Source organism: Microbacterium sp. (assembly GCF_047972865.1).
GTDB lineage: Bacteria > Actinomycetota > Actinomycetes > Actinomycetales > Microbacteriaceae > Microbacterium.
Genome location: NZ_JBKEAY010000144.1, coordinates 1 through 21931, shown reverse-complemented (window position 1 = coordinate 21931; position 21931 = coordinate 1). Strand labels below are relative to the sequence as shown.

Sequence of the window (21931 nt, the reverse complement as noted above, 5' to 3'; positions counted from 1 at the left end):
CCACCCTCCCCCAGGTTCGGTCACCGCGCATCGGCGACGAGCCCGGCGACGTCGTGCGACGGTGTGGTCCAGCGGATGCCGGGGTAGCGCCGGAACCAGGAGACCTGGCGCCGCGCGTACCGGCGGGTGAGCGCCTGCGTCTGCGCGATCGCCTCCGCCTCGCTGTGCCGCCCCGCCAGCTGGGCGAGCGCCTGCTGGTAGCCGATCGCCTTGCGGGCCGTCGCTCCGCGTTCCAGGCCCTGGTCGCGGAGGCGTTCGGCTTCCGCGACCAATCCGTCGCGCCACATCGCCTCCACCCGCGCGTCGAGCCGGACCACGAGGTCACCGCGGTCGACGTGGACTCCGAGAATCGTCGTCGGGTCGTGCCAGAGTCGCGGGTGCGCCGGCAGGGCACCCCCGTATCCGGCGGCACCGGACAGCGCCACCTCCAGCGCACGGACGATGCGGCGATCGTTGCGCGGGTCGATGCGGGCCGCCGAGGCGGGATCCCGCTCCCGCAGCCGGGCGAGCAGCCTCTCCCCGCCGTCTCGGGCCAGGTCGGCCTCCAGCCGCGCCCGCAGCGCATCGTCCCGGGGCGGGAAAGCGAAGTCGAACACGACACTGGACACGTACAACCCGGAGCCGCCGACCAGCACGGCATCCGCGTTCCGGGCGAAGATCTCCTCGATCACTCCCCGCGCGCGCACCTGGTACACGGCCACGGCCGCCTCGTCGGTGACCGCCAGAACGTCGAAGAGGTGATGCGGGATGCCGCGACGGGCCTGCGGCGGCAGTTTGGCGGTGCCGACATCCATTCCGCGGTACAGCTGCATCGCGTCGGCGTTGACGATCTCCGCGCCGCGTCCGATGTCGCGCAGGCGCTCGGCGAGATCGAGCGAGAGGGCGGTCTTCCCGGTGCCGGTCGCGCCGACCACGGCCCACAGCCGCGGCCGCGCGTCAGTCACGGGCGCGTCACGCCCGACGCGTGGGCAAGCCCAGCGACACGGTGCGCGCACCGTCGGGTGCCGGCAGCGCGCACGACTCGGCCTGCAGACGCTCCCAGGCGTCGCCCGAGCGCGTGCGGCGCACCTGCAGCGGCTCGCCCCCCGGGCGATCGGCGAGCAGGTGGAACGGGGCGGCGTGGGTCACGGTGACCGCGACGACGTCGCCGGGCCGCGGCTGCTCGGAGCCGGCGGGGACCTCGAAGTGCACCAGGCGGTTGTCCTCGGCGCGACCAGTGAGACGGTGGGTGGCGGCGTCCTTCTTGCCCTCGCCGGTAGACACGAGCACCTGCAATCGCCGACCGAGCTGGGTCTGGTTCTCCTCCAGGCTGATGCGCTCTTGCAGCGCGACGAGGCGGTCGTAACGCTCCTGGACGACGGCCTTCGGGACTTGATCGGGCATCGTCGCCGCCGGTGTCCCCTCACGGATCGAGTACTGGAACGTGAAAGCGCTGGCGAACCGTGCCTGCTCCGCGACGCGCATCGTCTCCTCGAAGTCGGCGTCGGTCTCGCCGGGGAATCCGACGATGATGTCCGTGGAGATCGCCGCGTGCGGAATGCGCTCGCGCACGCGGTCGAGGATACCGAGGAAGCGGGCGCTGCGGTACGAGCGCCGCATCGCCTTCAGAACGCGATCGGACCCGGACTGCAGCGGCATGTGCAGCTGCGGCATGACGGCGGGGGTCTCGGCCATCGCGTCGATGACGTCGTCGGTGAACGCGGCCGGGTGCGGGCTGGTGAAGCGGATGCGCTCCAGTCCGGGGATCTCCCCCGCGGCCCGCAACAGCTTGCCGAACGCCTGTCGGTCGCCGAACTCGACGCCATAGCTGTTGACGTTCTGTCCCAGCAGCGTGACCTCCAGGGCCCCGTCGTCGACGAGCAGGCGGATCTCGCTGAGGATGTCGCCGGGGCGGCGGTCCTTCTCTTTGCCGCGCAGGCTCGGCACGATGCAGAACGTGCAGGTGTTGTTGCAGCCGACCGAGATCGACACCCACCCGCTGTACACCGAGTCACGCTTGGTCGGCAGGGTGGACGGGAACACCTCCAGGGACTCGAGGATCTCCAGTTCGGCGTCGCCGTTGTGCCGCGCACGCTCCAGCAGCGTCGGCAGCGACCCCATGTTGTGGGTGCCGAAGACGACGTCGACCCAGGGGGCACGGTCCAGGACGGTGTTCTTGTCCATCTGCGCCATGCAGCCCCCGACAGCGATCTGCATGCCGTCGTGCTTGTCCTTGCGGCTCTTGAGGTGACCCAGGGTGCCGTAGAGCTTGCCGGCGGCGTTGTCGCGCACGGCGCACGTGTTGATGACGATCACGTCGGCCTCGGCGCCGGCGGCGGCGGGGCGATACCCGGCCGCCTCCAGCGACCCCGACAGCCGTTCGGAGTCGTGCACGTTCATCTGGCAGCCGAAGGTGCGCACCTCATAGGTGCGCACGGTGCCGTCGTCGGAGATGGCCGCGGCGGACGGGGCGACGTCCGTGGGTGTGGCAGACGGGTGGCTCATGATCCCCCATTCTACGATCCGGCCGGCGTGCGGGTCCGCGTCAGAGCAGTTCGCGGTACCTCAGCCAGGCGGAGCCGAGCCGCCGTGCCGCCTCACGGAGGTCGTCGTGGGAGGCGGTGAACGGCAGCCGCACATGCGTGTCGGTGGGAATCGCCGCTGTGAACTCGGTGCCACCGGCGATCGACACGCCCTCTTCGGCGGCCAGCCGCGCGAGCGCGCTCGCCGAGCCGGCCGGAAGCGGCGCCCAGTACGACAGCCCGCCGTGTACGGTCGGCAGTTCCCAGTCCGGCAGCCACTGAGCGACCGCGGCGCGCAGCACCTCGGCCGACTCGGCGTGGATGAGGCTGTATTCCCGGCGCAACGGCCGGGCGTGGGCGAGGACATCCAACCCGAGCAGCTGTGTCGGCACGCTGGTGGACAGGTCCATCAGGTGGCGGGCGGTCCGCAGCCGTTGCACGGTCGCCGGATCGGCACGCAACCACCCGAACCGCAACGAGCTCCACGACCATTTCGACACCGACTCCGACACCAGCACCGGCGCGTCGGGACGCAGCGAGGCGAGGGACGGCGGGACAACGCCGTCGAAGCTCACGGAGGCCAGCGCGCGATCCTCGAGCACCGGTACCCCGAAGCTCGCCGCCACATCCGCGAGCCGCTGGCGCGCCGGAGCGGGCATCCGCGACCCGGTCGGATTGTGGTGATGCGGCACGACCGCGATCAGGACGGGACGCAACCGTGCCACGGCGGCTTCGAGTTCGTCGAGGTCTATCCCGTCCGGGCCGGTACGGATGCCGTGCACGCGACCGCCTCGCGCGCGCACAGTGTCGGTCAGGCCGGGCCAGGTGGTGCTCTCGGTCAGGACGATGTCGCCCTCGGATACCAGGTCGCTCACCGCCAGGTGAAGCGCCTGCTGCGCGCCGTGGGTCACCACGATCTGTTCCGCCGTCGTCGGGGTGCCGTCGTCGGTCATCACCTGGGCGATCCGGGAGCGCACGTCGGCCAGGCCCAGCGTCGGCCCCTCGGAGTGGACCACCGGATCGACGATGAGCCGGTGAGCGGCGATGATCTCCGTCATCCCCGGGGACACCCGCGGCACCGCCCGCAGGAGGTCGATTCCCGCGGGAGCGGCCGCCAGGAGGCCGGCCGTGGCGCGGTGGCGTTCGCTGCCCGCGCGGCGGCCCGCATGCCCGGCCACGCGCGTCCCGCTACCCTGCCGCCGCACGACCAGCCCCGACTCCTCGAGCAGACCGTAGGCAGCCACGACGGTTCCCCGCGAGACCGCGATGGCGTGCGCCAGGGCGCGTTCGGCCGGCAGACGCACCCCGGCGGGAAGCGCACCCGATTCGATGAGCGCCGCGACGGCACGTGACAGACGCCCCCCGAGGGTGCCGCCGCCGTCGACCCACCGGCCGAGACGGGCCGTGAGTACGTCGGCATCGATGTGATCCAATGCAGTGTCCACTTCGCTCGAATTGGCCCTCCAGTCGGGCGGTCTTCCCCTCCACTCTGGACCAATGAGCCGAACTTCCGCCACCGACGCCTCAAACTGTGATCCATTCGTCCACGAGTGGACCATAACCGAGCTCCTCGACCGGATCGCCCTCGACGAGGTCACCGTGGAAAGCGCGGGCACTCTCCTTCTCGCCCTGGACGCGACCCTCCTCCGCCACGAGGCTTCCGCTGACGCCGGGCTCCGCACCGGAGCGCCGACCCCCGTTGCCGCGCTACGTTCGGTCGTCGCAACGTTGCGCACCCATCCCGACCTCGGGAGCCGGGTCGTGGCCGAGCTGTTGCCGGCCGAACCTCACTCGAAGCGCACCCGCAAGACCGGAGTCTTGGCCTCGTCGAGTGCCTGACGGGCCGCCGACAGCGCATGGGCGGCGTACCCACGGCGGGCGAGCTGACCGGCCAGGCGACGCAACGCCACGTCGCGGTCGAGGCCGGTCAAACGCGAGATCCGGGTGCGGGCAAACTCGAGTGCCCGCTCGGCTTCGTCGTCGGGGAGGGTCGTGAGCACCTCATCAACGACATCGCGCGGAACCCCGCGCGCGCTGAGCTCCTGTGCGGCGACCACGCGCCCCTTCCCCCGCCGCTCGACGGCGGTGTGCACGAGTTGCTCAGCGAGCTGGCGATCATCGAGATATCCATTGCGAATCGCCCGTTCGATCACCCCGTCCACCTGCGCCTGGTCAAGATCGTGTCCGGCGAGCACCCGGCGCGCTTCGCGCACCGACAGCGACCGGCGACGCAGTCTGCCCAGCAGGTCCTGCTCCGCGTGGACGGCCTGAGCGCTGTCGTCGGGCGGCTGTTCGTCTTCGGCCCAGGTGGCGTGCCACGCCGCTGCCGCAGCGGACTCACCGCCGTTGTGCTCGTGCGGCGCAGACCCCGGGCGGTCACGGCTGAACAGCGGGATGACCGGCGCCGTCGGCTCGGGGGCGGCCCCCGCGCCAGCGGCGCCGTCGAATCCGGTCATCGTCACGCGGGCCGGCGTGCGGCGAGCTCATCCGGCACCGGCGTCTCGGCGCCCCGAGGCTGGCCGATACCGAGCTTCTGTTTGATCTTGCCCTCGATCTCTGCGGCGATGTCCTCGTTCTTGATGAGGAAGTTGCGAGCGTTCTCCTTGCCCTGACCCAGCTGCTCGCCGTCGTAGGTGTACCACGCACCGGACTTCTTCACGATCTCGTGCTCGACTCCGAAATCGATGAGACTTCCCTCCCGGGAGATCCCCACCCCGTACAGGATGTCGAACTCGGCCTGCTTGAACGGCGGCGCCATCTTGTTCTTGACGACCTTGACACGGGTGCGGTTTCCGACGGCATCCGTGCCGTCCTTCAGCGTTTCGATGCGACGGATGTCCATGCGCACCGAGGCGTAGAACTTAAGCGCCTTTCCACCGGCGGTCGTCTCGGGCGAACCGAAGAACACGCCGATCTTCTCGCGCAGCTGGTTGATGAAGATGGCCGTGGTCCGGGTCTGGTTCAACCCGCCGGTGAGCTTGCGCAGCGCCTGCGACATGAGCCGGGCCTGCAGACCCACGTGGGAGTCCCCCATCTCGCCCTTGATCTCAGCCTCGGGGACGAGCGCGGCCACCGAGTCGATGACGACCAGGTCGATGGCCCCTGAACGGATCAGCATGTCGGCGATCTCGAGGGCCTGCTCCCCGGTGTCGGGCTGCGACACCAGGAGAGCGTCGATGTCGACGCCGAGCTTGCGTGCGTACTCGGGGTCGAGTGCGTGCTCGGCGTCGATGAACGCGGCGATACCGCCCGCGCGCTGCACGTTTGCGATCGCGTGCAGGGTCAGAGTGGTCTTTCCCGACGACTCCGGGCCGTAGATCTCCACGATGCGGCCCCGCGGGATGCCCCCGATGCCCAGGGCGACGTCCAGCGCGATGGAACCGGTGGGGATGACTTCGACCGGGGCGCGTTCGTCGCTGCCCAGCCGCATGACCGACCCTTTGCCGAACTGCCGATCGATCTGCGCGAGGGCCGATTCGAGCGCCTTCTCACGATCTGCGGGTGATGGCATGTCTACTCCTTACGTGTTCTTTCCGTCGCGTTGCCGCGCCCGGAGGATGGGGCCGCCTGTAGGCTGTCGCACCGCCCGTCGTGGCAGGACCACGGCCAGCGGTGACGACAAGGCGTCGGTGTCGTTGTGACATCGATCACACTAGGCACGACCTCCGACATCAACGCTTCGGTCGGCCGCTCGTGTGATTGAAATGCCACGAACACCTGCTGTGCAGGAGACTACGCCAGAATCGAACGAATCTTCGATGACACGCCGAGCCGCGGGGATCAGCGCCGCGGGTCGCGCAACCCCGCCCCGTACCGCCGGGCGGGGGGAACGTCGGCCTCGTCGCACAGCGCCAGCCACACCTCACGCGGGGGAACACCGGCGCGCATCGCCTCCGCCGCCGTCCGGTACCCCACCTTCGCGAGAGTCAGGTCATGCAGGATGCTCCCCGCACGCGCACCGAACTCTTCCTCGACGGCGCGGTCAAACTCGCTGAGCCGCATTCCGATCGGTCAGCGGTAGGACAGCTCGGACGCGACGAGGTCTTCTCCCAGACCCGCCAGGTCGTCCGGCACGACGTCCGGGAACGAGTGCAGGCCCTCCAGCACCGAGATGCGGTCACCGACCTCACGCATGATCGCCGAGATCGGCACGTCGAGCGCGTCCGCGACGGCGGCGAGGATCTCGCTCGACGCCTCCTTCTGACCGCGCTCGACCTCGCTGAGGTAACCGAGCGCGACACTCGCGCGCCCCGCGACCTGCCGGAGGGTGTGCCCCTTCTGCAGGCGGAGGTCGCGCAGGACATCGCCGATCTCTTCGCGAACCAGAATCATGTTGCTCACGTTGCGCCCCTCCTCACTCTCGAATATGGGTGGTTCCGGATGGACAACGGTACCGGAACACCGACTCCCAGCCTAACCGTGGGCGCTGTGGAACGGGTGGGAATCACCAAGACGTAACATGCCCGTCACGCACGCTATTCCCATCACAGCGCCTCCACGATCAGGCGCAGCGCGCGCGCCGTCGCCTCGGTGCGCACCTGCTCCCGATCGCCCGGCAACAGCAGCGACTCCGCGCGAGAGCCCAGCGGCGTCGACACGGCCAGGAACACCGTGCCGACCGGTTGCCCGTCGGGGGAGGTGGGCCCGGCCACCCCGGTGGTCGCGATACCGACATCCGTCGGCTCGCCGTCGTGGCCGAGCGTCCTGCGCACCCCCTCCGCCATCTGGCGGGCCACACGCGGATGCACCGGGCCGTGCGCCTCGAGCAACGTGCTGTCCACGCCCAGCAGGGACTGCTTCAGGTCGGTCGCGTACGAGATGACGCCCCCGCGCAGCACCGCGCTGGAGCCGGCGACATCCACCAGCGCCGCCGTGAGCAGCCCGCCGGTGAGGGATTCGGCCACCCCGATCGTCCAGCCCAGTTCGGTCAGACGCGTCACGATTCGCTCGGGATCGGACCGCCGTGTCGTGGAGACCAGAGTGCTCTCCATCTCCTCCGGGAGCGGGTTGTCGAATTCGGTCATGGGGTGTTCCTCCCTCCCGCCCGCGCACCGCGGATCTCGGTCACGACGTAGTCGATGCCGCTGGCCACCGTCAGCAGGATCGCCGCCGACATGGTCACGGTGTTGACCACGTGGATGCCGTCGCCGACCACCGTCCACAGTGGGAGCAGCGCGAGCGACAGCGCCACCGCCTGCGCCACCGTCTTCAGCTTGCCCATCCAGGCGGCCGCCACGACGTGATCGCTGGCGACCACCAGGCGATGCACCGTGATGCCGACCTCACGCGCCAGAACGACGATCGTGATCCACCAGGGAAGTTCGTGCAGGATCGACAGCCCGACGAACGCGCAGCCGGTGAGCGCCTTGTCGGCGATCGGGTCGAGGAGCTTGCCGAGATCGGTGACGATGCGGTGACGGCGAGCCAGATAGCCGTCGATGCCGTCCGTCGCGATCGCCACGATGAACAGGACCGCGCCCCACCAGCGCAACGGACCGTCGGTGCCGCCGTCGGCCAGCAACATCCACAGGAAGACGGGCGCACAGAAGATCCGAACGATCGTGATCGCGTTGGGAAGCTGCCGCGGAATGGCCACGCATCGAGCCTAGTGCGGCTCAGTCGCGGCCCGTGAGGCCCCAGGCGTCTTCGTCGCCCGCATCGCCGTCGACCACCTCGAGATCCTCGAACTGCTGCTCGACGGGGTCGACTGCCGGTGGGTCGTCCCCGCGCAGCCGCGCCAGCACCGCCGGAAGCTCGTCGGGAGTCACCAGCACCTCACGGGCCTTGGAACCCTCGGACGGCCCAACGACCTCGCGCGACTCGAGCAGGTCCATGAGCCGGCCGGCCTTGGCGAACCCCACCCGGAGCTTGCGCTGCAACATCGACGTCGAGCCGAACTGGGTCGACACGATCTGCTCGGCGGCGGCCAGCAGCAGCTCGAGGTCGTCGCCGATGTCGGCGTCGATCTCTTTGCGCTCGACGATCGCCTCGACGTCCTTGCGGTACTCCGGCCGGGCCTGGTCCTTGACGTGAGTGACGACTTTCTCGATCTCCGACTCCGCCACCCACGCACCCTGCACGCGCAACGCCTTGGAGGCCCCCATCGGCAGGAAGAGCCCATCGCCCTGCCCGATCAGGCGATCGGCGCCCGGCTGATCGAGGATGACGCGCGAGTCGGTGACGCTCGTGACGGCGAACGCCAGCCGCGAGGGCACGTTGGCCTTGATGAGACCGGTCACGACGTCGACGGACGGCCGCTGCGTCGCCAGCACCAGGTGGATGCCGCTCGCGCGCGCCAACTGGGTGATGCGCACGATCGAGTCCTCCACGTCACGCGGGGCGACCATCATCAGGTCGGCGAGCTCGTCGACGACGACCAGGAGGTAGGGGTACGGCTTGAGCACCCGCTCGCTGCCAGCCGGCAGGGAGATCTCCCCCGCCACGACGGCACGGTTGAAGTCGTCGATGTGACGGAACCCGAACGACGCGAGATCGTCGTAGCGCATGTCCATCTCTTTGACGACCCACTGCAACGCCTCGGCGGCCTTCTTGGGGTTGGTGATGATGGGCGTGATCAGGTGCGGCACACCGGCGTAGCTGGTCAGCTCTACCCGCTTGGGGTCGATGAGCACCATCCGCACTTCGGACGGCTTGGCACGCATGAGCAGGCTCGTGATCATGGAGTTCACGAAACTCGACTTGCCCGACCCGGTGGAACCGGCCACCAGCAGGTGGGGCATCTTCGCGAGGTTCGCCACGACGTAGCCGCCGCCGACGTCTTTACCGACTCCGATGGTCATCGGATGCGTCGATCCGGTGGCCGCCGGCGAGCGCAGCACGTCGCCCAGGGTGACGATCTCGCGGTCGGTGTTCGGGATCTCCACCCCGATCGCGCTCTTGCCGGGGATCGGCGCGAGAATGCGCACCTCGTTGGAGGCGACGGCGTAGGCGATGTTGTTGGTCAGCGCCGTGATCTTCTCCACCTTGGTGCCGGGGCCGACCTCGATCTCGTACTGCGTCACGGTCGGGCCGCGTGAGAAGCCGGTGACCCGCGCGTTGATCGCGAACTGCTCGAACACGCCGGTGATGGCGCGCACGACGCTGTCGTTGGCCTCCGAGCGGGCACGGTGCGGCGTGCCCTCCGCGAGCGCGCTCACCGCGGGCAGGCGATACGGCGCTGACGGCGCCTCGCTGTCACGGTCGGTACCCAGCCCCGACATCCCGGCCAGGAAGCCGTCGTCGAGCTGCTCGACGGCATCCTCGCGGATGCCGGTGTCGGCCGCACCCGCGGCCTTCTTCGCGCCCGCGACGACGGCCGGGTCGATGACCTCGGTCGGCGCACCCGCAGCCGGCACGGTGGGGGCCACGGCCTGCTCGAAGCTCCCGTCTGCGGACGGAGACAGCAGCGCGGTCGCGTCGCCGGTGCCCAGCGCGCCGTCGTTGTCCTCCTCGCGACCGGAGGCGTTGCGCCGCCACCACGGCAGCGCGGTATCGCCCGACTGGCCGGCGCCGCCGTCGAAAGCCACCTTCTCGGCCGACGCGGCACGCTCGGCACGCTCGGTGCCGAACATCCATGCGTACAGATCGCCCAGCCGCGCACCGATGCGGTTCGGCGGCGTCTTGGTGATGATGAGGATGCTGAGGGCTGCGAGCAGGCCCAGCAGGATATAGGCCACGATGTCGTTCAGCAGCGCCGGCGGCTCACCGACCATCCAGCCGAACAGGCCCCCGGCTTCGCTCAGCACCGGGAGACCCTCGCGCGGCTGCGGCCTGCCTCCGGCGACGTGGCAGATCCCCGCGATGGTCAGCACGAACAGGCCGAACCCGATGCCGATCCGGCCGTTGTCGTGCACGGACGCCGGATGACGGAACAGCCACCCAGCGAGAATCAGCAAGAGTACGGGCAGGATGAACGCCTCGCGCCCGATGAGGGCTCCCACGGAGTAGGCCGAGATCGCGGTCCCGACATCGGTGCCGATCAGGAACCACTCCACGATCGCGCCGATGACGGCCAACAGCACCAGGACGAACGGGAGGCCGTCGCGGCGTTGGTCCTTCTCGAGGTTCTCCGGGCCGAACGCGCGGAACATGCCGCCCGTGGCATGCGCCAGGCCGAGCCACGCGCGGGCGATCAACGGCGGCTTGTCGACGTCGTCCACGTACTTCTTGGGCGCCGGAGCGGGCTTTCGGGCTCGCGACGGCGACTCGCGAGCGGACGCGCGCGAGTTCTTGGTCGGACTGGTGCTCCTGGCCATCCCTCCACGCTATGCGCGATGGGCCCGATTCAGCGGGATCGACGCGCCCGCTCAGGACAGTCGCTTGACCATCGTGTCGCGGCCGACGCCGCTGCGTACGACCGCGAATCCCTCGGAACGGTACAGCGTCCGGGCGAAATTGTCGCGGTCGACCGACAGGCTGATGCGGACGTACCCCCGGGATCGCGCGTGCCCGCACAACCGCTGCAGCAGCAGCCGCCCCACGCCGTGGGACCGCCAGATCGGGCGAACGCCGATGATGAGCTCGGGAACACCGGTGCCGACATACCCGAAGCCGGGCTCGGTGCGTGGCAGGGTGCGGTACCACGCCGCACCGACGGGTTCGTCTCCGCGCACGGCGATGAAGCCGGCGTCCCCCGGCCGCATCCAGCCGGCCAGGTACCGGCTGTGCGCGGGGTCGGTGATCACCGCGTGACGCGGGCGCGCGGCACCGGGACGCCAGTTCACCGCCTCGACGACCATGTCGCCGAGGAACGCCCCGTCGTCCTGAACGGCGACCCGCACCGCGATCTCGTTCATGACGTGAGTGTACGCGGCGAGTGTTACGCCTCGATGACGAGGGGGACGATCATCGGCCGGCGGCGCAACGACTGGTTCACCCAGCGGCCGATCGCGCGGCGCACCACCTGCGACAGCGCGTGGTTGTCCCGCACCCCATTGCGGGCCGCCTCGGCCAGCGCATCGGCGATCTTCGGTTTGACCGACTCGAACACCGTGTCGTCCTCGGCGAATCCGCGGGCGTGGATCTCGGGGCCGGTGATGACCCGGCCCGTCGCGGCGTCGACCACGACGATGACCGAGATGAACCCCTCCTCGCCGAGGATGCGGCGGTCCTTCAGATCGGCATCCGTGATCTCGCCGACCGTCGACCCGTCGACGTACACGAACCCGAGGTCGAGCTGCCCGACGACCCTGGCGACCCCGTCCTTGAGGTCGACGACGCTGCCGTTCTCCCCCAGGATCGTGTTCTCGGCAGGAACGCCGGTGTCTCGGGCGAGCTTCGCGTTGGCCATCAGGTGTCGGTACTCGCCGTGCACCGGGAGCACGTTGCGGGGCTTGAGGACGTTGTAGCAGTACAGCAGCTCGCCGGCCGACGCGTGCCCCGACACGTGCACCTTCGCGTTGCCTTTGTGCACCACGTTGGCGCCGAGCTTGGTCAGCCCGTCGATCACGCGATAGACGGCGTTCTCGTTGCCCGGGATCAGGCTCGACGCGAGGATGACGGTGTCGCCGGGTCCCGGCTCGATCGCGTGGTCGAGGTTCGCCATCCGCGACAGCACCGCCATCGGCTCGCCCTGCGAACCGGTGGACATGTAGACGATCCGGTCGTCGGGGAGGTCCTTGGCCTTCTTGTAGTCGATGAGCACACCCTCGGGCACGTCGAGGTAGCCGAGGTCTTCCGCGATGGTCATGTTGCGCACCATGCTGCGCCCCAGGAAGGCGAGGCGCCGGCCGTGGGCGTGCGCGGCATCCAGCACCTGCTGGACGCGATGCACGTGGCTGGAGAAGCTCGCGACGATCACGCGGCGCGGGGCGTTGGCGATGATCTGGTCCAGGACCGGGCCGATCGACCGTTCCAGCGGCGTGAAGCCGGGCACATCGGCGTTCGTGGAGTCGACCAGGAACAGGTCCACGCCTTCCTCGCCGAGCCGCGCGAACGCGCGCAGGTCGGTGATGCGGCCGTCCAGCGGCAACTGGTCCATCTTGAAGTCGCCGGTGGCCAGCACCATACCCGCGGGTGTTCGGATCGCGACGGCCAGCGCGTCGGGGATCGAGTGGTTGACCGCGACGAACTCCAGATCGAACGGACCGATCTGCTCGCGCTGCCCCTCCGTGACCGTCAGGGTGTAGGGCCGGATCCGGTGCTCTTTGAGCTTGGCCTCCACCAGCGCGAGGGTGAGCCCGGAACCGATGAGCGGGATGTCGGCCTTGAGGCGCAGCAGGTAGGGGACCGCGCCGATGTGGTCCTCGTGTCCGTGGGTGAGCACCACCCCCACGATGTCGTCGAGGCGACCGCGGATCGGCTCGAAGTCGGGAAGGATGAGGTCGACACCCGGCTGGTGCTCTTCGGGGAACAGCACGCCGCAGTCGACCACGAGGAGCTTGCCCTCGAACTCGAACACGGTCATGTTGCGTCCCACCTCGCCCAGGCCGCCCAGCGGCGTGACGCGCAGGGTTCCGGCGGGGAGGACGGGCGGATCGTAGACGGTTTGGGGCATGGTCTGCTTCCTGGGGATGACGAGGCATCCGGTGTGGGGACGTGCTCAGCGTGTCGTGCCGTGCACCTTGGGGAGTGCGCCGCCCGCGGCCGCGTTTCGATCGGGGCGGAAGTTGGAGAAGTCGGCGCCGTCGACGCCGCGCACGAGGGTCAGCTCGTCCTCGATGATCGCCGCTTCCCATTCCTCGGGGCCGACCAGCGGCAGCCGCACCCGCGGGCTGGAGATACGGCCCAGCCCGTGCAGGATGTACTTGGCGCTGACGGTGCCGGGGATGTGGGTCATCACGGCCCGCACCAGCGGCTCCAGCCGCTGATGCGCCGCGGTGGCGGTGGCCAGGTCGCCGGCGTTCACGGCATCCACGATCACCCGGTACGGCGCCGAGGTGATGTTCGCCGTCACACCGATCATCCCCGTCGCCCCGATCGACAGATGCGGCAGCACGTTCGCGTCGTCGCCGGAGAAATACATCAGGTCGGTCTGATTGAGCACACGGCTGACCTCGCTGAAATCCCCCTTGGCGTCCTTGACAGCCAGGACGTTGGGGTGCTTGGCGATCCGCAGGATCGTCTCGTACCGGATCGGCACCCCGGTGCGGCCCGGGATGTCGTACAGGATGACCGGCAGATCGGTGGCATCGGCGACGAGCCGGAAGTGCGTCAGGATGCCCGCCTGGGTGGGCTTGTTGTAATACGGCGTGACGATCATGATGCCGTCGGCACCGGCCTTCTCGCTCGCCTTGTACAGCTCGATCGCGTGCGCGGTCTCGTTCGATCCGCCGCCCGTGATGATCTTCGCGCGGCCCGCCGACACGCTCTTGCCGACCTCGACCAAACGGAGCTTCTCGGCGTCGGTGAGCGTACTGGTCTCACCGGTCGTTCCGGTCACGACGATTCCGTCCGCACCGCCGACGATCACGTCGTCCATGTGCTTCTCGACCGCGGGCCAGTCGACTTCGCCGTCGGCGGTCATCGGGGTGACCAACGCGACGAGGACCTGTCCGAACGGGTTGTGCGTCATGGCATCAGGTTATCGGACCGCGTTGCCGCGGGCGCACGGCGACGTGAACGATCTGCTCGAATGTCGTATCGGAGGGGCGGGCGAGAGGCAGGCGTCAGCGGGTCAGGGTGAGCATGCGGTAGCGCACGCCGGTGCGGGAGGTGTGCCAGCCCTCGGCCGGATCGGCGGAGACCACCCGAAAACCGTCCCGGGCGGGAGCGAAGGTGTCGCCGTCGACCACCAGATCGAACTCCGTGATCACCAGCACATCAGCCCGCCCGATGACCTCCCGGAACACCTCACCGCCGCCGATCACCCACACCGCGCCGGCATGGTCGGCCAGCGCGAGCGCGGCATCGACCGAGCCGACACGTTCGGCACCGGGTGCCGCCCATGTCGGCGAGCGCGTGACCACGATGTTGCGCCGGTCGGGCAGGGGTCGGAACCGCTCCGGGAACGAGTCCCACGTGCGCCGCCCCATGATGACCGGCGACCCCGACGTGGTTCGTTTGAAGTGCGCGAGATCCTCCGGCACGTACCACGGCATGCCGCCGACCGCCCCGATCACCCCGTGTGCCTCGGCCCAGATCAGGCCGAGCCGGGTCATACCGCGACCGCGCCGCGAATCGTGGGGTGGTGCTGGTAGTTCTCCAGCACGAAATCCTCGTACCGGTAGTCGAAGACCGACTCCGGCGTCCGAGCGATCCGCAGGGCCGGGTACGGGTAGGGGTCGCGGGCGAGCTGCTCGCGCACCTGATCGAGGTGGTTGTCGTAGATGTGGCAGTCCCCACCCGTCCACACGAAGTCGCCCGGCTGCAGACCCGTCTGCTGCGCGATCATGAGCGTCAGCAGGGCGTAGGAGGCGATGTTGAACGGCACCCCGAGGAACATGTCGGCGCTGCGCTGATACAGCTGACACGACAATTTGCCGTCCGCGACGTAGAACTGGAACATCGCGTGGCACGGGGCGAGGGCCATGTCGGGGATCGCGGCGGGATTCCACGCCGACACCAGCAGCCGCCGGGACTCCGGCGCGACGCGGATCTGCTCCACGACCTGCGCGATCTGGTCGATCTGCTCCCCCGACGGCGTCGGCCACGACCGCCACTGCACTCCGTAGACCGGTCCGAGCTCACCGTCGGTATCGGCCCACTCGTCCCAGATCGTCACGCCGCTCTCGTGCAACCAGCGGACGTTCGACTCCCCGCGCAAGAACCACAGCAGCTCGACCGCGACCGATTTGAAATGCACGCGCTTGGTCGTGATGAGCGGGAAGCCCTGCGACAGGTCGAACCGGATCTGGCGCCCGAACACACTCGTCGTGCCCGTTCCGGTGCGGTCTTCCTTGTGGGTTCCCGAGGCCAGCACCTCCCGCAACAGATCTTCGTACGGGGTAGGGATGCTGGCGGCCTCGCTCATACTCGGTAACACTACCGGCGACCGGCGACATCCGGGTTAGGCTGGTCGGCTGTGACCCCCCTCCACGCAGCTGAAACGCTGCTGTTTCTGCTTGCCGTCTCCGTCGGCATCGGATTGCTCCTTAGGATGCAGCAGAACCGGCCCCGCCGCGGTGACGGCGACACCGTCGACCCGCGCCGCCTGGGCGCCCCGCGCCTGGGATCGGAGGCGACGCTGCTGCAGTTCAGCACTCAGTCATGCAGCCGCTGCCCGGGCATGCACCGGATGCTGTCGGAGATCGCCGCCGAACACGACGGCGTGCTGCATCTGGACGTCGATCTGACCACGCGCCCCGACATCGCCCGCCGCTTCCACGTGCTGCAGACCCCGACCACGTTGCTGCTCGACCGGGACGGCGCCATCCAGACCCGCTTCGGCGGCACCCCGAGCCGCGACGTCGTGCGGCTGGAGCTGGACCGCATCACCACGCCGGTGAGAGCCTGACGTGCCCGGTATCGACCCTCGCGGTCCGCGGTTCGCAGCCGGCATCACCGCGACGCTCCTGGCGGTCACGATCCTGCTCAGCCTGACCGGATCGTCGGTCACTCGCGCCCTGTCCGGGCAGGGCGCCGCGGGTGTCGCGCAGCGTGCCGCCGAGCCGGGGTTCCTCGTCCTCCTGGTGGTCACCGCGCTGTTCGCGTGGGCGGTCCTGTCGCCGCGCACCGCGCCCTGGGGCGTGGTGTACCGCACGCTGGTGCAACCGCGGCTCGGCCCTCCCGCCGACCTGGAAGACCCCCGCCCGCCGCGGTTCGCGCAAGCGGTCGGTCTCGTCATCGCCGGTGCGGGCGCGCTGCTGCACCTGGCCGGAATGCCCTTCGCGGTGCCGGTGGCGGCATCCTTCGCCTTCGTGGCCGCGTTTCTCAACGTCGCGTTCGACGTCTGCCTGGGATGCCGGGTGTGGCTCATGCTGCAGCGCGTCGGTGTGACGGGCCGTCCCACGACCGTTCCCCCTGACGTACCTGCCGTCTAGGCTCGACGGCAGGGGTGCGCGCCGCGCCCGTCAACCGCCGAGGAGGGCACCATGAGCGTCACGAGTGAAGCCAGCACGACCTGGGAAGGCGGTCTCAGCACCGGCTCGGGGAACGTCGTCCTGGCCAGTTCGCACCAGGGCCCGCTCCCCGTCGACTGGAGGGCGCGCAGCGAGGGGTCCACGTCGGTGACGACGCCGGAGGAGCTGATCGCCGCCGCCCACTCGTCCTGCTTCAGTATGGCCCTCTCGCACGCCCTGGACGGCAACGGCACCCCGCCGACCCGGATCGAGGCGACCGCCTCGGTCACCTTCGTCCCCGGCACCGGCATCACCGGATCGCATCTGAACGTGAACGCGACCGTGCCGGGCCTGTCCGCCGACGACTTTGCGCGCCTGGCCGACGAGGCGAAGGCGGGATGCCCCGTCTCTGCGGCGCTGGCAGGCATCGACATCACGCTCGAAGCGACCCTTGCCTGACCGCATCGTCCTCGCGGGCGGGTCCGGGCTCATCGGCCGGGCGCTGGCCGACGCACTGACCGCCGACGGCATCCCGGTGGTGCGACTGGTCCGGCGACCGGCCCGCGGCGACGACGAGGTGACATGGGAACCAGGCGAGACGCTCGATCCGGGACGTGTCGACGGCGCGCGCGCCGTGGTCTGCCTGAACGGCGCGAGCATCGGCCGGTTCCCGTGGACGGCGGGCTACAAGAAGACGCTGCTGTGGTCGCGCATCACATCGACCCGCACGATCGCAACGGCGGTGCAGGCCCTCGGCGACTCCGCTCCCCCGTTCGTGTGCGCCTCCGCGGTGGGCTACTACCCGCGCCACGCCGGCGCACCGCTGACGGAGGACTCTGCGCGGGGCGACGGCTTCCTGGCCGATGTCTGCGGCGAGTGGGAGTCGGCGGCTGCCGCAGCGGGCGACCGGGTCGCGCACCTGCGCACCGCACCCGTCGTGCACCCCGGCGGTGTGCTCGGTCCCCTCATGCTGCTGACCCGGCTGGGCCTGTCGGGCCGGATCGGGCGCGGGACGCAGGTCTGGCCGTGGATCTCCCTCGACGATGAGGTCCGCGCGATCCGCCACATCATCGACACCGGAATGGTCGGCCCGGTGAACCTCGCCGGGCCCAGCCGCGCCACCGCGAACGACCTCGGCTTCGCGCTGGCGCGACGGATGAACCGTCCGTTCCTGCTGCCGGCGCCGGAATGGGCGTTGACGGCCGTGCTCGGCGCGGACGCCACGCGATCGCTGCTGACCAGCGACATGCACGTCGTTCCGGAGGCACTGACGGCGTCGGGGTTCACCTTCCGTCACGCCACGGTGGAGGAGGCGGTCGCCGCCGGCGTCCCCTCCCGCTGATCAGCGCGCGCAGCGGATGGCGCGACGCACGGCCTGACGGGCGCGCCGCCGGTCCCCGGCACCGTCGTAGACGAGACCGAGCCGGTACCACGCGCGCCAGTCGTCCGGATGCTGTTCGACGTCGGCGCGGTAGGTCGGGAAGAGCGCGTCGGCGTCCTCGCGTCGCGGGCGACCGCTCGTGCGGACCTCGATCTGTTCGCGCGGCAGCGCATCCTCCGCCTCCAACCGCCGCCCCAGGCGGGCGGCGGCCACCCCGAACACGACTTCGCGCACGATCGCCCACACCCCGACCAGCCCCAGCAGGATCAGGGCGACTCCCATGGCGATGCCGACCGGGTCACCGGAGGTGACCAACAGCCACGCGCGCTGACCGATCAGCAGCACGTACACGGCCAGCAGCGTCGTCATGACGACGACGCCGACGCGCGCGCTCACGCCCCGGTGGCGCGGGCGACTTGACCCGGCACCCCGCCGTCGTCCACGGCACGGGCTTCCAGCGGTGCCGGCACCCGGATACCGATGTCGATCAGGCTGTCCAGCCCGACCACGACGCCGCGGGCGCCGCGGGCCGCGTCGAGCGCGATGCGGATGCCGGGGGCGTACGCCCGGGCCGGTTCCACGGTGTCGTGCACGATCGAGAGCGATTCGCCGGGGCCGGACAGGATGACTTCCTGCCGGGCGATGACCCCCGGCCGGCGCAGCGAGTGCACCGGGACGCTCGCCACCTGCTGGCCGCGGGCGCGCTGGTCGGCGTGCGGCGAGGCGACCGGCCCGGCCTTCTCGCGCGCGGCGGCGATCACTTCCGCGGTGCGCACGGCGGTTCCGCTGGGCGAGTCGATCTTGGTCTCGCGGTGTGCCTCCACGATCTCCACGGAGGGGAAGAACGGTGCCGCCGCTGCCGCCAGCGCCGTGCCGATCACCGACCCCATCGAGAAGTTCGGGATGATGACGACACCGGTACCGGCTGCCGCGATCACGGGCCGGATGCCGGCGATGCGTTCGGCGGACCATCCCGACGTGCCGACGAGCACGTTGATGCCGCGGCGGGCCGCGTCTCGCAGCACGTCACCGGACACCGCCGGCGTCGAGGCGTCGACGACGAGGTCGACCCCGGCGATCTCGGCCAGGTCGCTGCCGGAGCCCAGCATCCGCGTCACCTCGAACCCGTCGGCGTCCTCGATGACCGCCCGGATGATGCGGCCGAGTTTGCCGCCGGCGCCCACGAGCGCCACTGTCGTCGTCATACCACCAGACTACGGGCCGCCGGCGCCGGATTAGGCTCGTGCCATGGTATCCCTGGTCGCTGCCCCCGCGAACGGTGTGCGCGCACGCGCGCTGCTGACCGACTACTTCGCGATGCGTGGCGAGCTCTTTCCCGGCGGCAGTTACCAGCCGATGTTCCCGGCCGCCGACGTGTTCGATCCCCCGGCTGGCGTGTTCCTCATCGCGGTGGACGAAGACGGTCACGACGTCGGCTGCGGCGGCATCCGACGCATCGACGACGGCGCGCGCGGCGCGCGCTACGAGGTCAAGCATCTGTTCCTGCGCCCCGAGACCCGCGGTCGCGGGTGGGGACAGGCGTTGTTGTGCGAGTTGGAGGCCCGCGCTCGCGGCTGGGGCGGCGCCGAGCTCGTCCTCGACACGCACCACACCCTCGAGCCCGCCGGCCGGCTCTACGCCCGCTTCGGCTTCAGCGAGATCGAGCCGTACAACACCAACCCCAACGCGACCCGCTGGTACGGCAAGCCGCTCTGACGCGGCTCAGACCGGCGGCAGCTCGGTCAGACCGGTGCGCAGCTCGACGGGCAGGTGAGCCATGTCGTTGTGCGAGACCAGCGTCCACGGACGGCCGCCCCGCTGGGCGAGCACGGTGAGCCCGCAGTGCGCCTGGTGGAGGGTCAGCCAGCGCCACTGCGGCGCGTCGAGCGCTTCCCGCACGAACCAGCCGATCACGAAGTTGTGAGTGATGAGCAGCTCGTGCGCGCCGCTCTTGCGGCCCATGAACTCGACGACCGCGTCGCCCATCTGGGCGCGACCGGCTTCTTCCTCCGCCTCGGTGTGGCTGCCGAAGAACGGCTCGTACACGACCGGGGTGTCCGGGGTCATCCCGGTGGGAAGACAGTCGAACAACAGCGCCGACGGCTGCGGGGTGACCGAGGGAAGCCGCTCCGAGACCGCGCGGGCGGTCTCTGCCGCACGCTCCAGCGGCGAATGCCACACCGAAGTCAGCGGCACCCCCGACAGGCGGTCTGCGAGCAACTCCGCCTGACGACGGCCGCGCGGGGAGAGGGGTCCATCCTCGAGTCCGTGCTCGGCGTCGAGGTGCTCCCCGTGCCGGACGAGGTAGAGGTAGTGGGTCACAGGGATCCTACTCAGTTCGTGGGCGGCGCTGTCGGCCCCTCCACCCTACGTCAGTCCGACGACGTCGGCTCAGCTCGCCGCCTTCTCGATGTCGGCGACCTGTGCCCGGCTGAGCCGGGCCCCCACACCCTGCACGAGTTCTTCCACGTGCGCGACCGCGTACACGCTGACGATCGGAGCCACGACGGTGCGCTGCGCGAGCAGCCACGCGATCGCGACCGCGGACGTCGGAATGGACAGCTCCCTGGCGATGCGATCCATCACCCGCAGAGTACGGGTGCCGCGCCGGGTGACCGCCGCCGCCAGCTGAGCGCCGCGCACCGATCGCCCCGCCTCCTCGCGCGTGCGGACCGTCCCGGACAGGAAACCGTGCTCGAGGGCCTGGGAGGGCGTGACGGCGATGCCCTGCGCGTCGGCGACCAGGTGCAGGTCGCCCTCCAGGTCGCGGCGGTGCAGGACGTTGTGCGCGACGTCGAGCACCGTCAGCCGCGGGAACCCCGCAGAGGAAAGGATGCGCGCCTCGACGAGCTGGGCCGCCGTGTGCCCGAACGTGCCGAGCGCGCGGACCTTGCCGGCTTCGATCAGCCACTCCGCCGTCGCCAGCGTGTCTTCCAGAGCCGTCTCGCTGTCCGTCGTCGCATCCAGGTAGAGCAGGTCGATGCGGTCGGTGCCCAGGCGCGTGAGCGAACCCTCCACCGAGCGGACCAGGTTCACCGGCCCGAGGCCCGGGTGGTCGGGATGACCGCCGACGCGGACGCCCACGACCATCTCGTCGCGGCATGCCGCCTTGGTCAGCCACCGGCCGATGATGTGCTCGCTGCGCCCGGCGGAGTAGCCGTCCGAGGTGACGACCGCGTTGCCGCCGCTGTGGCGGTACGTGTCCAGGATGCGGTGTGCCAGCTTCAGGTCGACATGCCAGCCGAACTCGGTGCCGCCGAGCACGAGCGGAAACACCTCGAGCCCACTCTCCCCGAGCGGCACCCGTACCGCATCGCCGAGCGGGGGGCCCTGCACCAAGATCGGGGCAGAGGGATGCGTCCGATCGCCTGTCGCACGGACGGTGACCGAACCCGGTGACGCCGTGTCAGCCATGTCGTTCCCCTTCCACCTGAGGAGCAGCCTCCCCGGTGCGCTGATACGAGGCTAAGACACCTGGCGCATCGCGTCTGTCATTGATGCGACCGACACGCGACCGTTCTGTAACTGTTCCATCACAAAAACGGATGCCCGCCCCTCCGAGTGGGAGGGGCGGGCATCCGCACTGCCGGGGATCAGACCTGCGCGGCCGCCTCCGCGGGGGCAGCGGCCTCGGCGTCGTCGAGCACGGGCTCCAGCGACAGCTTGCCGCGGTCGTCCACCTTGGTGATGCGTACCAGCAGCTTCTGGCCCACCGAGAGCACGTCCTCGACGTTCTCGACCCGCTTTCCACCGGCGAGCTTGCGCACCTCGCTGACGTGCAGCAGGCCGTCCTTGCCGGGCAGCAACGAGACGAAGGCGCCGAAGGAGGCGATCTTCACGACGGTGCCGAGGAACTGCTCGCCGACCTCCGGGTTGGTGGGGTTGGCGATCGCGTTCACCTGCGCGCGCGCGGCCTCGGCCATCGGCCCGTCGGTGGCACCGATGTAGACGGTGCCGTCTTCCTCGATCGAGATCTCGGCACCCGTGGAGTCCTGGATGCCGTTGATCGTCTTGCCCTTGGGGCCGATCAGCTCGCCGATCTTGTCGACCGGGATCTGCACGCTGATGACGCGCGGCGCGGTCGGCGCCATCTCGTCGGGCGCGTCGATCGC

26 protein-coding genes are annotated in these 21931 nt (G+C 70.1%); 6 read left to right on the top strand and 20 right to left on the bottom strand.

Features of this window, described 5'->3' with window-relative positions; translation table 11 throughout:
- Positions 1-20: 20 nt before the first annotated feature.
- The 3 genes from miaA to ACK5KK_RS08945 are packed head-to-tail and all read right to left on the bottom strand — an operon-like array spanning position 21 to position 3934.
- Positions 21-944, bottom strand: a complete 924-nt coding sequence (gene miaA, locus ACK5KK_RS08955; RefSeq protein ID WP_416889741.1) for a tRNA (adenosine(37)-N6)-dimethylallyltransferase MiaA — start codon at positions 942-944, stop codon at positions 21-23.
- A 7-nt stretch (positions 945-951) separates the two neighbouring features.
- Positions 952-2484: a tRNA (N6-isopentenyl adenosine(37)-C2)-methylthiotransferase MiaB gene (miaB, locus tag ACK5KK_RS08950; RefSeq protein WP_416889740.1), complete on the bottom strand. Its 1533-nt coding sequence runs from the start codon at positions 2482-2484 to the stop codon at positions 952-954.
- 40 nt (positions 2485-2524) lie between these two features.
- Entirely contained in the window at positions 2525-3934 is a 1410-nt protein-coding gene (locus ACK5KK_RS08945; RefSeq protein ID WP_416889739.1) for a PLP-dependent aminotransferase family protein, read from the bottom strand.
- Between the two features lie 64 nt (positions 3935-3998).
- Here ACK5KK_RS08945 and ACK5KK_RS08940 point away from each other — a divergent pair, with 64 nt between their 5' ends.
- Positions 3999-4340, top strand: coding sequence for a hypothetical protein (locus ACK5KK_RS08940; RefSeq protein ID WP_416889738.1), 342 nt, complete (start codon positions 3999-4001; stop codon positions 4338-4340).
- Here ACK5KK_RS08940 and ACK5KK_RS08935 read toward each other — a convergent pair.
- The 12 genes from ACK5KK_RS08935 to ACK5KK_RS08880 all read right to left on the bottom strand — a co-directional run bounded on the left by ACK5KK_RS08935 (position 4289) and on the right by ACK5KK_RS08880 (position 15411).
- Positions 4289-4957 (bottom strand): regulatory protein RecX, encoded by a 669-nt coding sequence (locus ACK5KK_RS08935; RefSeq protein WP_416889755.1) that lies wholly within the window; start codon positions 4955-4957, stop codon positions 4289-4291. The genes ACK5KK_RS08940 and ACK5KK_RS08935 overlap by 52 nt on opposite strands.
- 2 nt (positions 4958-4959) lie before the next feature.
- A complete protein-coding gene (gene recA / locus ACK5KK_RS08930) occupies positions 4960-6012 on the bottom strand; it encodes a recombinase RecA (RefSeq protein ID WP_416889737.1) in 1053 nt (350 codons plus the stop codon).
- A 269-nt stretch (positions 6013-6281) separates the two neighbouring features.
- Entirely contained in the window at positions 6282-6503 is a 222-nt protein-coding gene (locus ACK5KK_RS08925; protein WP_416889736.1) for a DUF3046 domain-containing protein, read from the bottom strand.
- Positions 6504-6512: 9 nt separating this feature from the next.
- Positions 6513-6833: a helix-turn-helix domain-containing protein gene (locus ACK5KK_RS08920; protein ID WP_416889735.1), complete on the bottom strand. Its 321-nt coding sequence runs from the start codon at positions 6831-6833 to the stop codon at positions 6513-6515.
- A gap of 152 nt (positions 6834-6985) precedes the next feature.
- Positions 6986-7525 carry a CinA family protein gene (locus ACK5KK_RS08915; protein ID WP_416889734.1) on the bottom strand — a complete coding sequence of 180 codons (540 nt, stop codon included), beginning with the start codon at positions 7523-7525 and terminating at the stop codon, positions 6986-6988.
- The gene (gene pgsA / locus ACK5KK_RS08910) at positions 7522-8097 is read right to left on the bottom strand and encodes a CDP-diacylglycerol--glycerol-3-phosphate 3-phosphatidyltransferase (RefSeq protein ID WP_416889733.1); all 576 of its coding nucleotides are present in this window, start codon (positions 8095-8097) and stop codon (positions 7522-7524) included. Before pgsA ends, ACK5KK_RS08915 begins: the two co-directional genes overlap by 4 nt.
- A 19-nt stretch (positions 8098-8116) precedes the next feature.
- Positions 8117-10756: a DNA translocase FtsK gene (locus ACK5KK_RS08905; RefSeq protein WP_416889732.1), complete on the bottom strand. Its 2640-nt coding sequence runs from the start codon at positions 10754-10756 to the stop codon at positions 8117-8119.
- A 51-nt stretch (positions 10757-10807) separates the two neighbouring features.
- Positions 10808-11296 (bottom strand): GNAT family N-acetyltransferase, encoded by a 489-nt coding sequence (locus ACK5KK_RS08900; RefSeq protein WP_416889731.1) that lies wholly within the window; start codon positions 11294-11296, stop codon positions 10808-10810.
- Positions 11297-11319: 23 nt separating this feature from the next.
- On the bottom strand, positions 11320-12996 hold the full coding sequence (locus ACK5KK_RS08895) for a ribonuclease J (RefSeq protein WP_416889730.1): 1677 nt from the start codon (positions 12994-12996) through the stop codon (positions 11320-11322).
- Positions 12997-13041: 45 nt separating this feature from the next.
- Positions 13042-14013, bottom strand: a complete 972-nt coding sequence (dapA, locus tag ACK5KK_RS08890) for a 4-hydroxy-tetrahydrodipicolinate synthase (protein WP_416889729.1) — start codon at positions 14011-14013, stop codon at positions 13042-13044.
- 94 nt (positions 14014-14107) lie between these two features.
- A complete protein-coding gene (locus ACK5KK_RS08885) occupies positions 14108-14599 on the bottom strand; it encodes a dihydrofolate reductase (protein ID WP_416889728.1) in 492 nt (163 codons plus the stop codon).
- A complete protein-coding gene (locus ACK5KK_RS08880) occupies positions 14596-15411 on the bottom strand; it encodes a thymidylate synthase (RefSeq protein ID WP_416889727.1) in 816 nt (271 codons plus the stop codon). The genes ACK5KK_RS08885 and ACK5KK_RS08880 overlap by 4 nt, the downstream gene beginning before the upstream one ends.
- Before the next feature lie 51 nt (positions 15412-15462).
- Between ACK5KK_RS08880 and ACK5KK_RS08875 the strand changes: the two genes are divergently transcribed.
- From ACK5KK_RS08875 to ACK5KK_RS08860, 4 genes are read left to right on the top strand one after another with little or no spacing between them, the layout of a single operon-like run.
- A complete protein-coding gene (locus tag ACK5KK_RS08875; RefSeq protein WP_416889726.1) occupies positions 15463-15894 on the top strand; it encodes a TlpA family protein disulfide reductase in 432 nt (143 codons plus the stop codon).
- A gap of 1 nt (position 15895) precedes the next feature.
- Positions 15896-16420 (top strand): DUF4395 domain-containing protein, encoded by a 525-nt coding sequence (locus ACK5KK_RS08870; protein ID WP_416889725.1) that lies wholly within the window; start codon positions 15896-15898, stop codon positions 16418-16420.
- A gap of 51 nt (positions 16421-16471) precedes the next feature.
- On the top strand, positions 16472-16897 hold the full coding sequence (locus tag ACK5KK_RS08865) for an OsmC family peroxiredoxin (protein ID WP_416889724.1): 426 nt from the start codon (positions 16472-16474) through the stop codon (positions 16895-16897).
- Positions 16890-17780 carry a TIGR01777 family oxidoreductase gene (locus ACK5KK_RS08860; RefSeq protein ID WP_416889723.1) on the top strand — a complete coding sequence of 297 codons (891 nt, stop codon included), beginning with the start codon at positions 16890-16892 and terminating at the stop codon, positions 17778-17780. The genes ACK5KK_RS08865 and ACK5KK_RS08860 overlap by 8 nt, the downstream gene beginning before the upstream one ends.
- Here the strand turns inward: ACK5KK_RS08860 and ACK5KK_RS08855 are convergent, their stop codons facing one another.
- Complete coding sequence (locus ACK5KK_RS08855; protein ID WP_416889722.1) at positions 17781-18215, bottom strand: hypothetical protein; 435 nt, start codon at positions 18213-18215, stop codon at positions 17781-17783. It lies immediately after the preceding gene.
- A complete protein-coding gene (locus ACK5KK_RS08850) occupies positions 18212-19024 on the bottom strand; it encodes a 4-hydroxy-tetrahydrodipicolinate reductase (protein ID WP_416889721.1) in 813 nt (270 codons plus the stop codon). Before ACK5KK_RS08850 ends, ACK5KK_RS08855 begins: the two co-directional genes overlap by 4 nt.
- A 43-nt stretch (positions 19025-19067) precedes the next feature.
- On the opposite strand from ACK5KK_RS08850, the gene ACK5KK_RS08845 reads away from it, so the two are divergent.
- Positions 19068-19535 (top strand): GNAT family N-acetyltransferase, encoded by a 468-nt coding sequence (locus ACK5KK_RS08845; RefSeq protein ID WP_416889720.1) that lies wholly within the window; start codon positions 19068-19070, stop codon positions 19533-19535.
- A gap of 6 nt (positions 19536-19541) precedes the next feature.
- Here the strand turns inward: ACK5KK_RS08845 and ACK5KK_RS08840 are convergent, their stop codons facing one another.
- The 3 genes from ACK5KK_RS08840 to ACK5KK_RS08830 all read right to left on the bottom strand — a co-directional run.
- The gene (locus tag ACK5KK_RS08840) at positions 19542-20141 is read right to left on the bottom strand and encodes a histidine phosphatase family protein (protein ID WP_416889719.1); all 600 of its coding nucleotides are present in this window, start codon (positions 20139-20141) and stop codon (positions 19542-19544) included.
- Between the two features lie 69 nt (positions 20142-20210).
- The gene (locus ACK5KK_RS08835; protein WP_416889718.1) at positions 20211-21233 is read right to left on the bottom strand and encodes an aldo/keto reductase; all 1023 of its coding nucleotides are present in this window, start codon (positions 21231-21233) and stop codon (positions 20211-20213) included.
- Positions 21234-21412: 179 nt separating this feature from the next.
- The coding region (locus ACK5KK_RS08830) for a S1 RNA-binding domain-containing protein (protein WP_416889717.1) at positions 21413-21931 on the bottom strand (519 nt) is incomplete at its 5' end.

Excerpts from the sequence above, each read along its gene's own strand:
- miaB (WP_416889740.1), bottom strand. The coding sequence starts at position 2,484 with ATGAGCCACCCGTCTGCCACACCCACGGACGTCGCCCCGTCCGCCGCG.
- ACK5KK_RS08940 (WP_416889738.1), top strand. The coding sequence starts at position 3,999 with ATGAGCCGAACTTCCGCCACCGACGCCTCAAACTGTGATCCATTCGTC.
- ACK5KK_RS08935 (WP_416889755.1), bottom strand. The coding sequence starts at position 4,957 with ATGACCGGATTCGACGGCGCCGCTGGCGCGGGGGCCGCCCCCGAGCCG.
- recA (WP_416889737.1), bottom strand. The coding sequence starts at position 6,012 with ATGCCATCACCCGCAGATCGTGAGAAGGCGCTCGAATCGGCCCTCGCG.
- ACK5KK_RS08925 (WP_416889736.1), bottom strand. The coding sequence starts at position 6,503 with ATGCGGCTCAGCGAGTTTGACCGCGCCGTCGAGGAAGAGTTCGGTGCG.
- ACK5KK_RS08920 (WP_416889735.1), bottom strand. The coding sequence starts at position 6,833 with ATGATTCTGGTTCGCGAAGAGATCGGCGATGTCCTGCGCGACCTCCGC.
- ACK5KK_RS08915 (WP_416889734.1), bottom strand. The coding sequence starts at position 7,525 with ATGACCGAATTCGACAACCCGCTCCCGGAGGAGATGGAGAGCACTCTG.
- ACK5KK_RS08905 (WP_416889732.1), bottom strand. The coding sequence starts at position 10,756 with ATGGCCAGGAGCACCAGTCCGACCAAGAACTCGCGCGCGTCCGCTCGC.
- ACK5KK_RS08900 (WP_416889731.1), bottom strand. The coding sequence starts at position 11,296 with ATGAACGAGATCGCGGTGCGGGTCGCCGTTCAGGACGACGGGGCGTTC.
- ACK5KK_RS08895 (WP_416889730.1), bottom strand. The coding sequence starts at position 12,996 with ATGCCCCAAACCGTCTACGATCCGCCCGTCCTCCCCGCCGGAACCCTG.
- dapA (WP_416889729.1), bottom strand. The coding sequence starts at position 14,013 with ATGACGCACAACCCGTTCGGACAGGTCCTCGTCGCGTTGGTCACCCCG.
- ACK5KK_RS08885 (WP_416889728.1), bottom strand. The coding sequence starts at position 14,599 with ATGACCCGGCTCGGCCTGATCTGGGCCGAGGCACACGGGGTGATCGGG.
- ACK5KK_RS08880 (WP_416889727.1), bottom strand. The coding sequence starts at position 15,411 with ATGAGCGAGGCCGCCAGCATCCCTACCCCGTACGAAGATCTGTTGCGG.
- ACK5KK_RS08865 (WP_416889724.1), top strand. The coding sequence starts at position 16,472 with ATGAGCGTCACGAGTGAAGCCAGCACGACCTGGGAAGGCGGTCTCAGC.
- ACK5KK_RS08850 (WP_416889721.1), bottom strand. The coding sequence starts at position 19,024 with ATGACGACGACAGTGGCGCTCGTGGGCGCCGGCGGCAAACTCGGCCGC.
- ACK5KK_RS08845 (WP_416889720.1), top strand. The coding sequence starts at position 19,068 with ATGGTATCCCTGGTCGCTGCCCCCGCGAACGGTGTGCGCGCACGCGCG.
- ACK5KK_RS08835 (WP_416889718.1), bottom strand. The coding sequence starts at position 21,233 with ATGGCTGACACGGCGTCACCGGGTTCGGTCACCGTCCGTGCGACAGGC.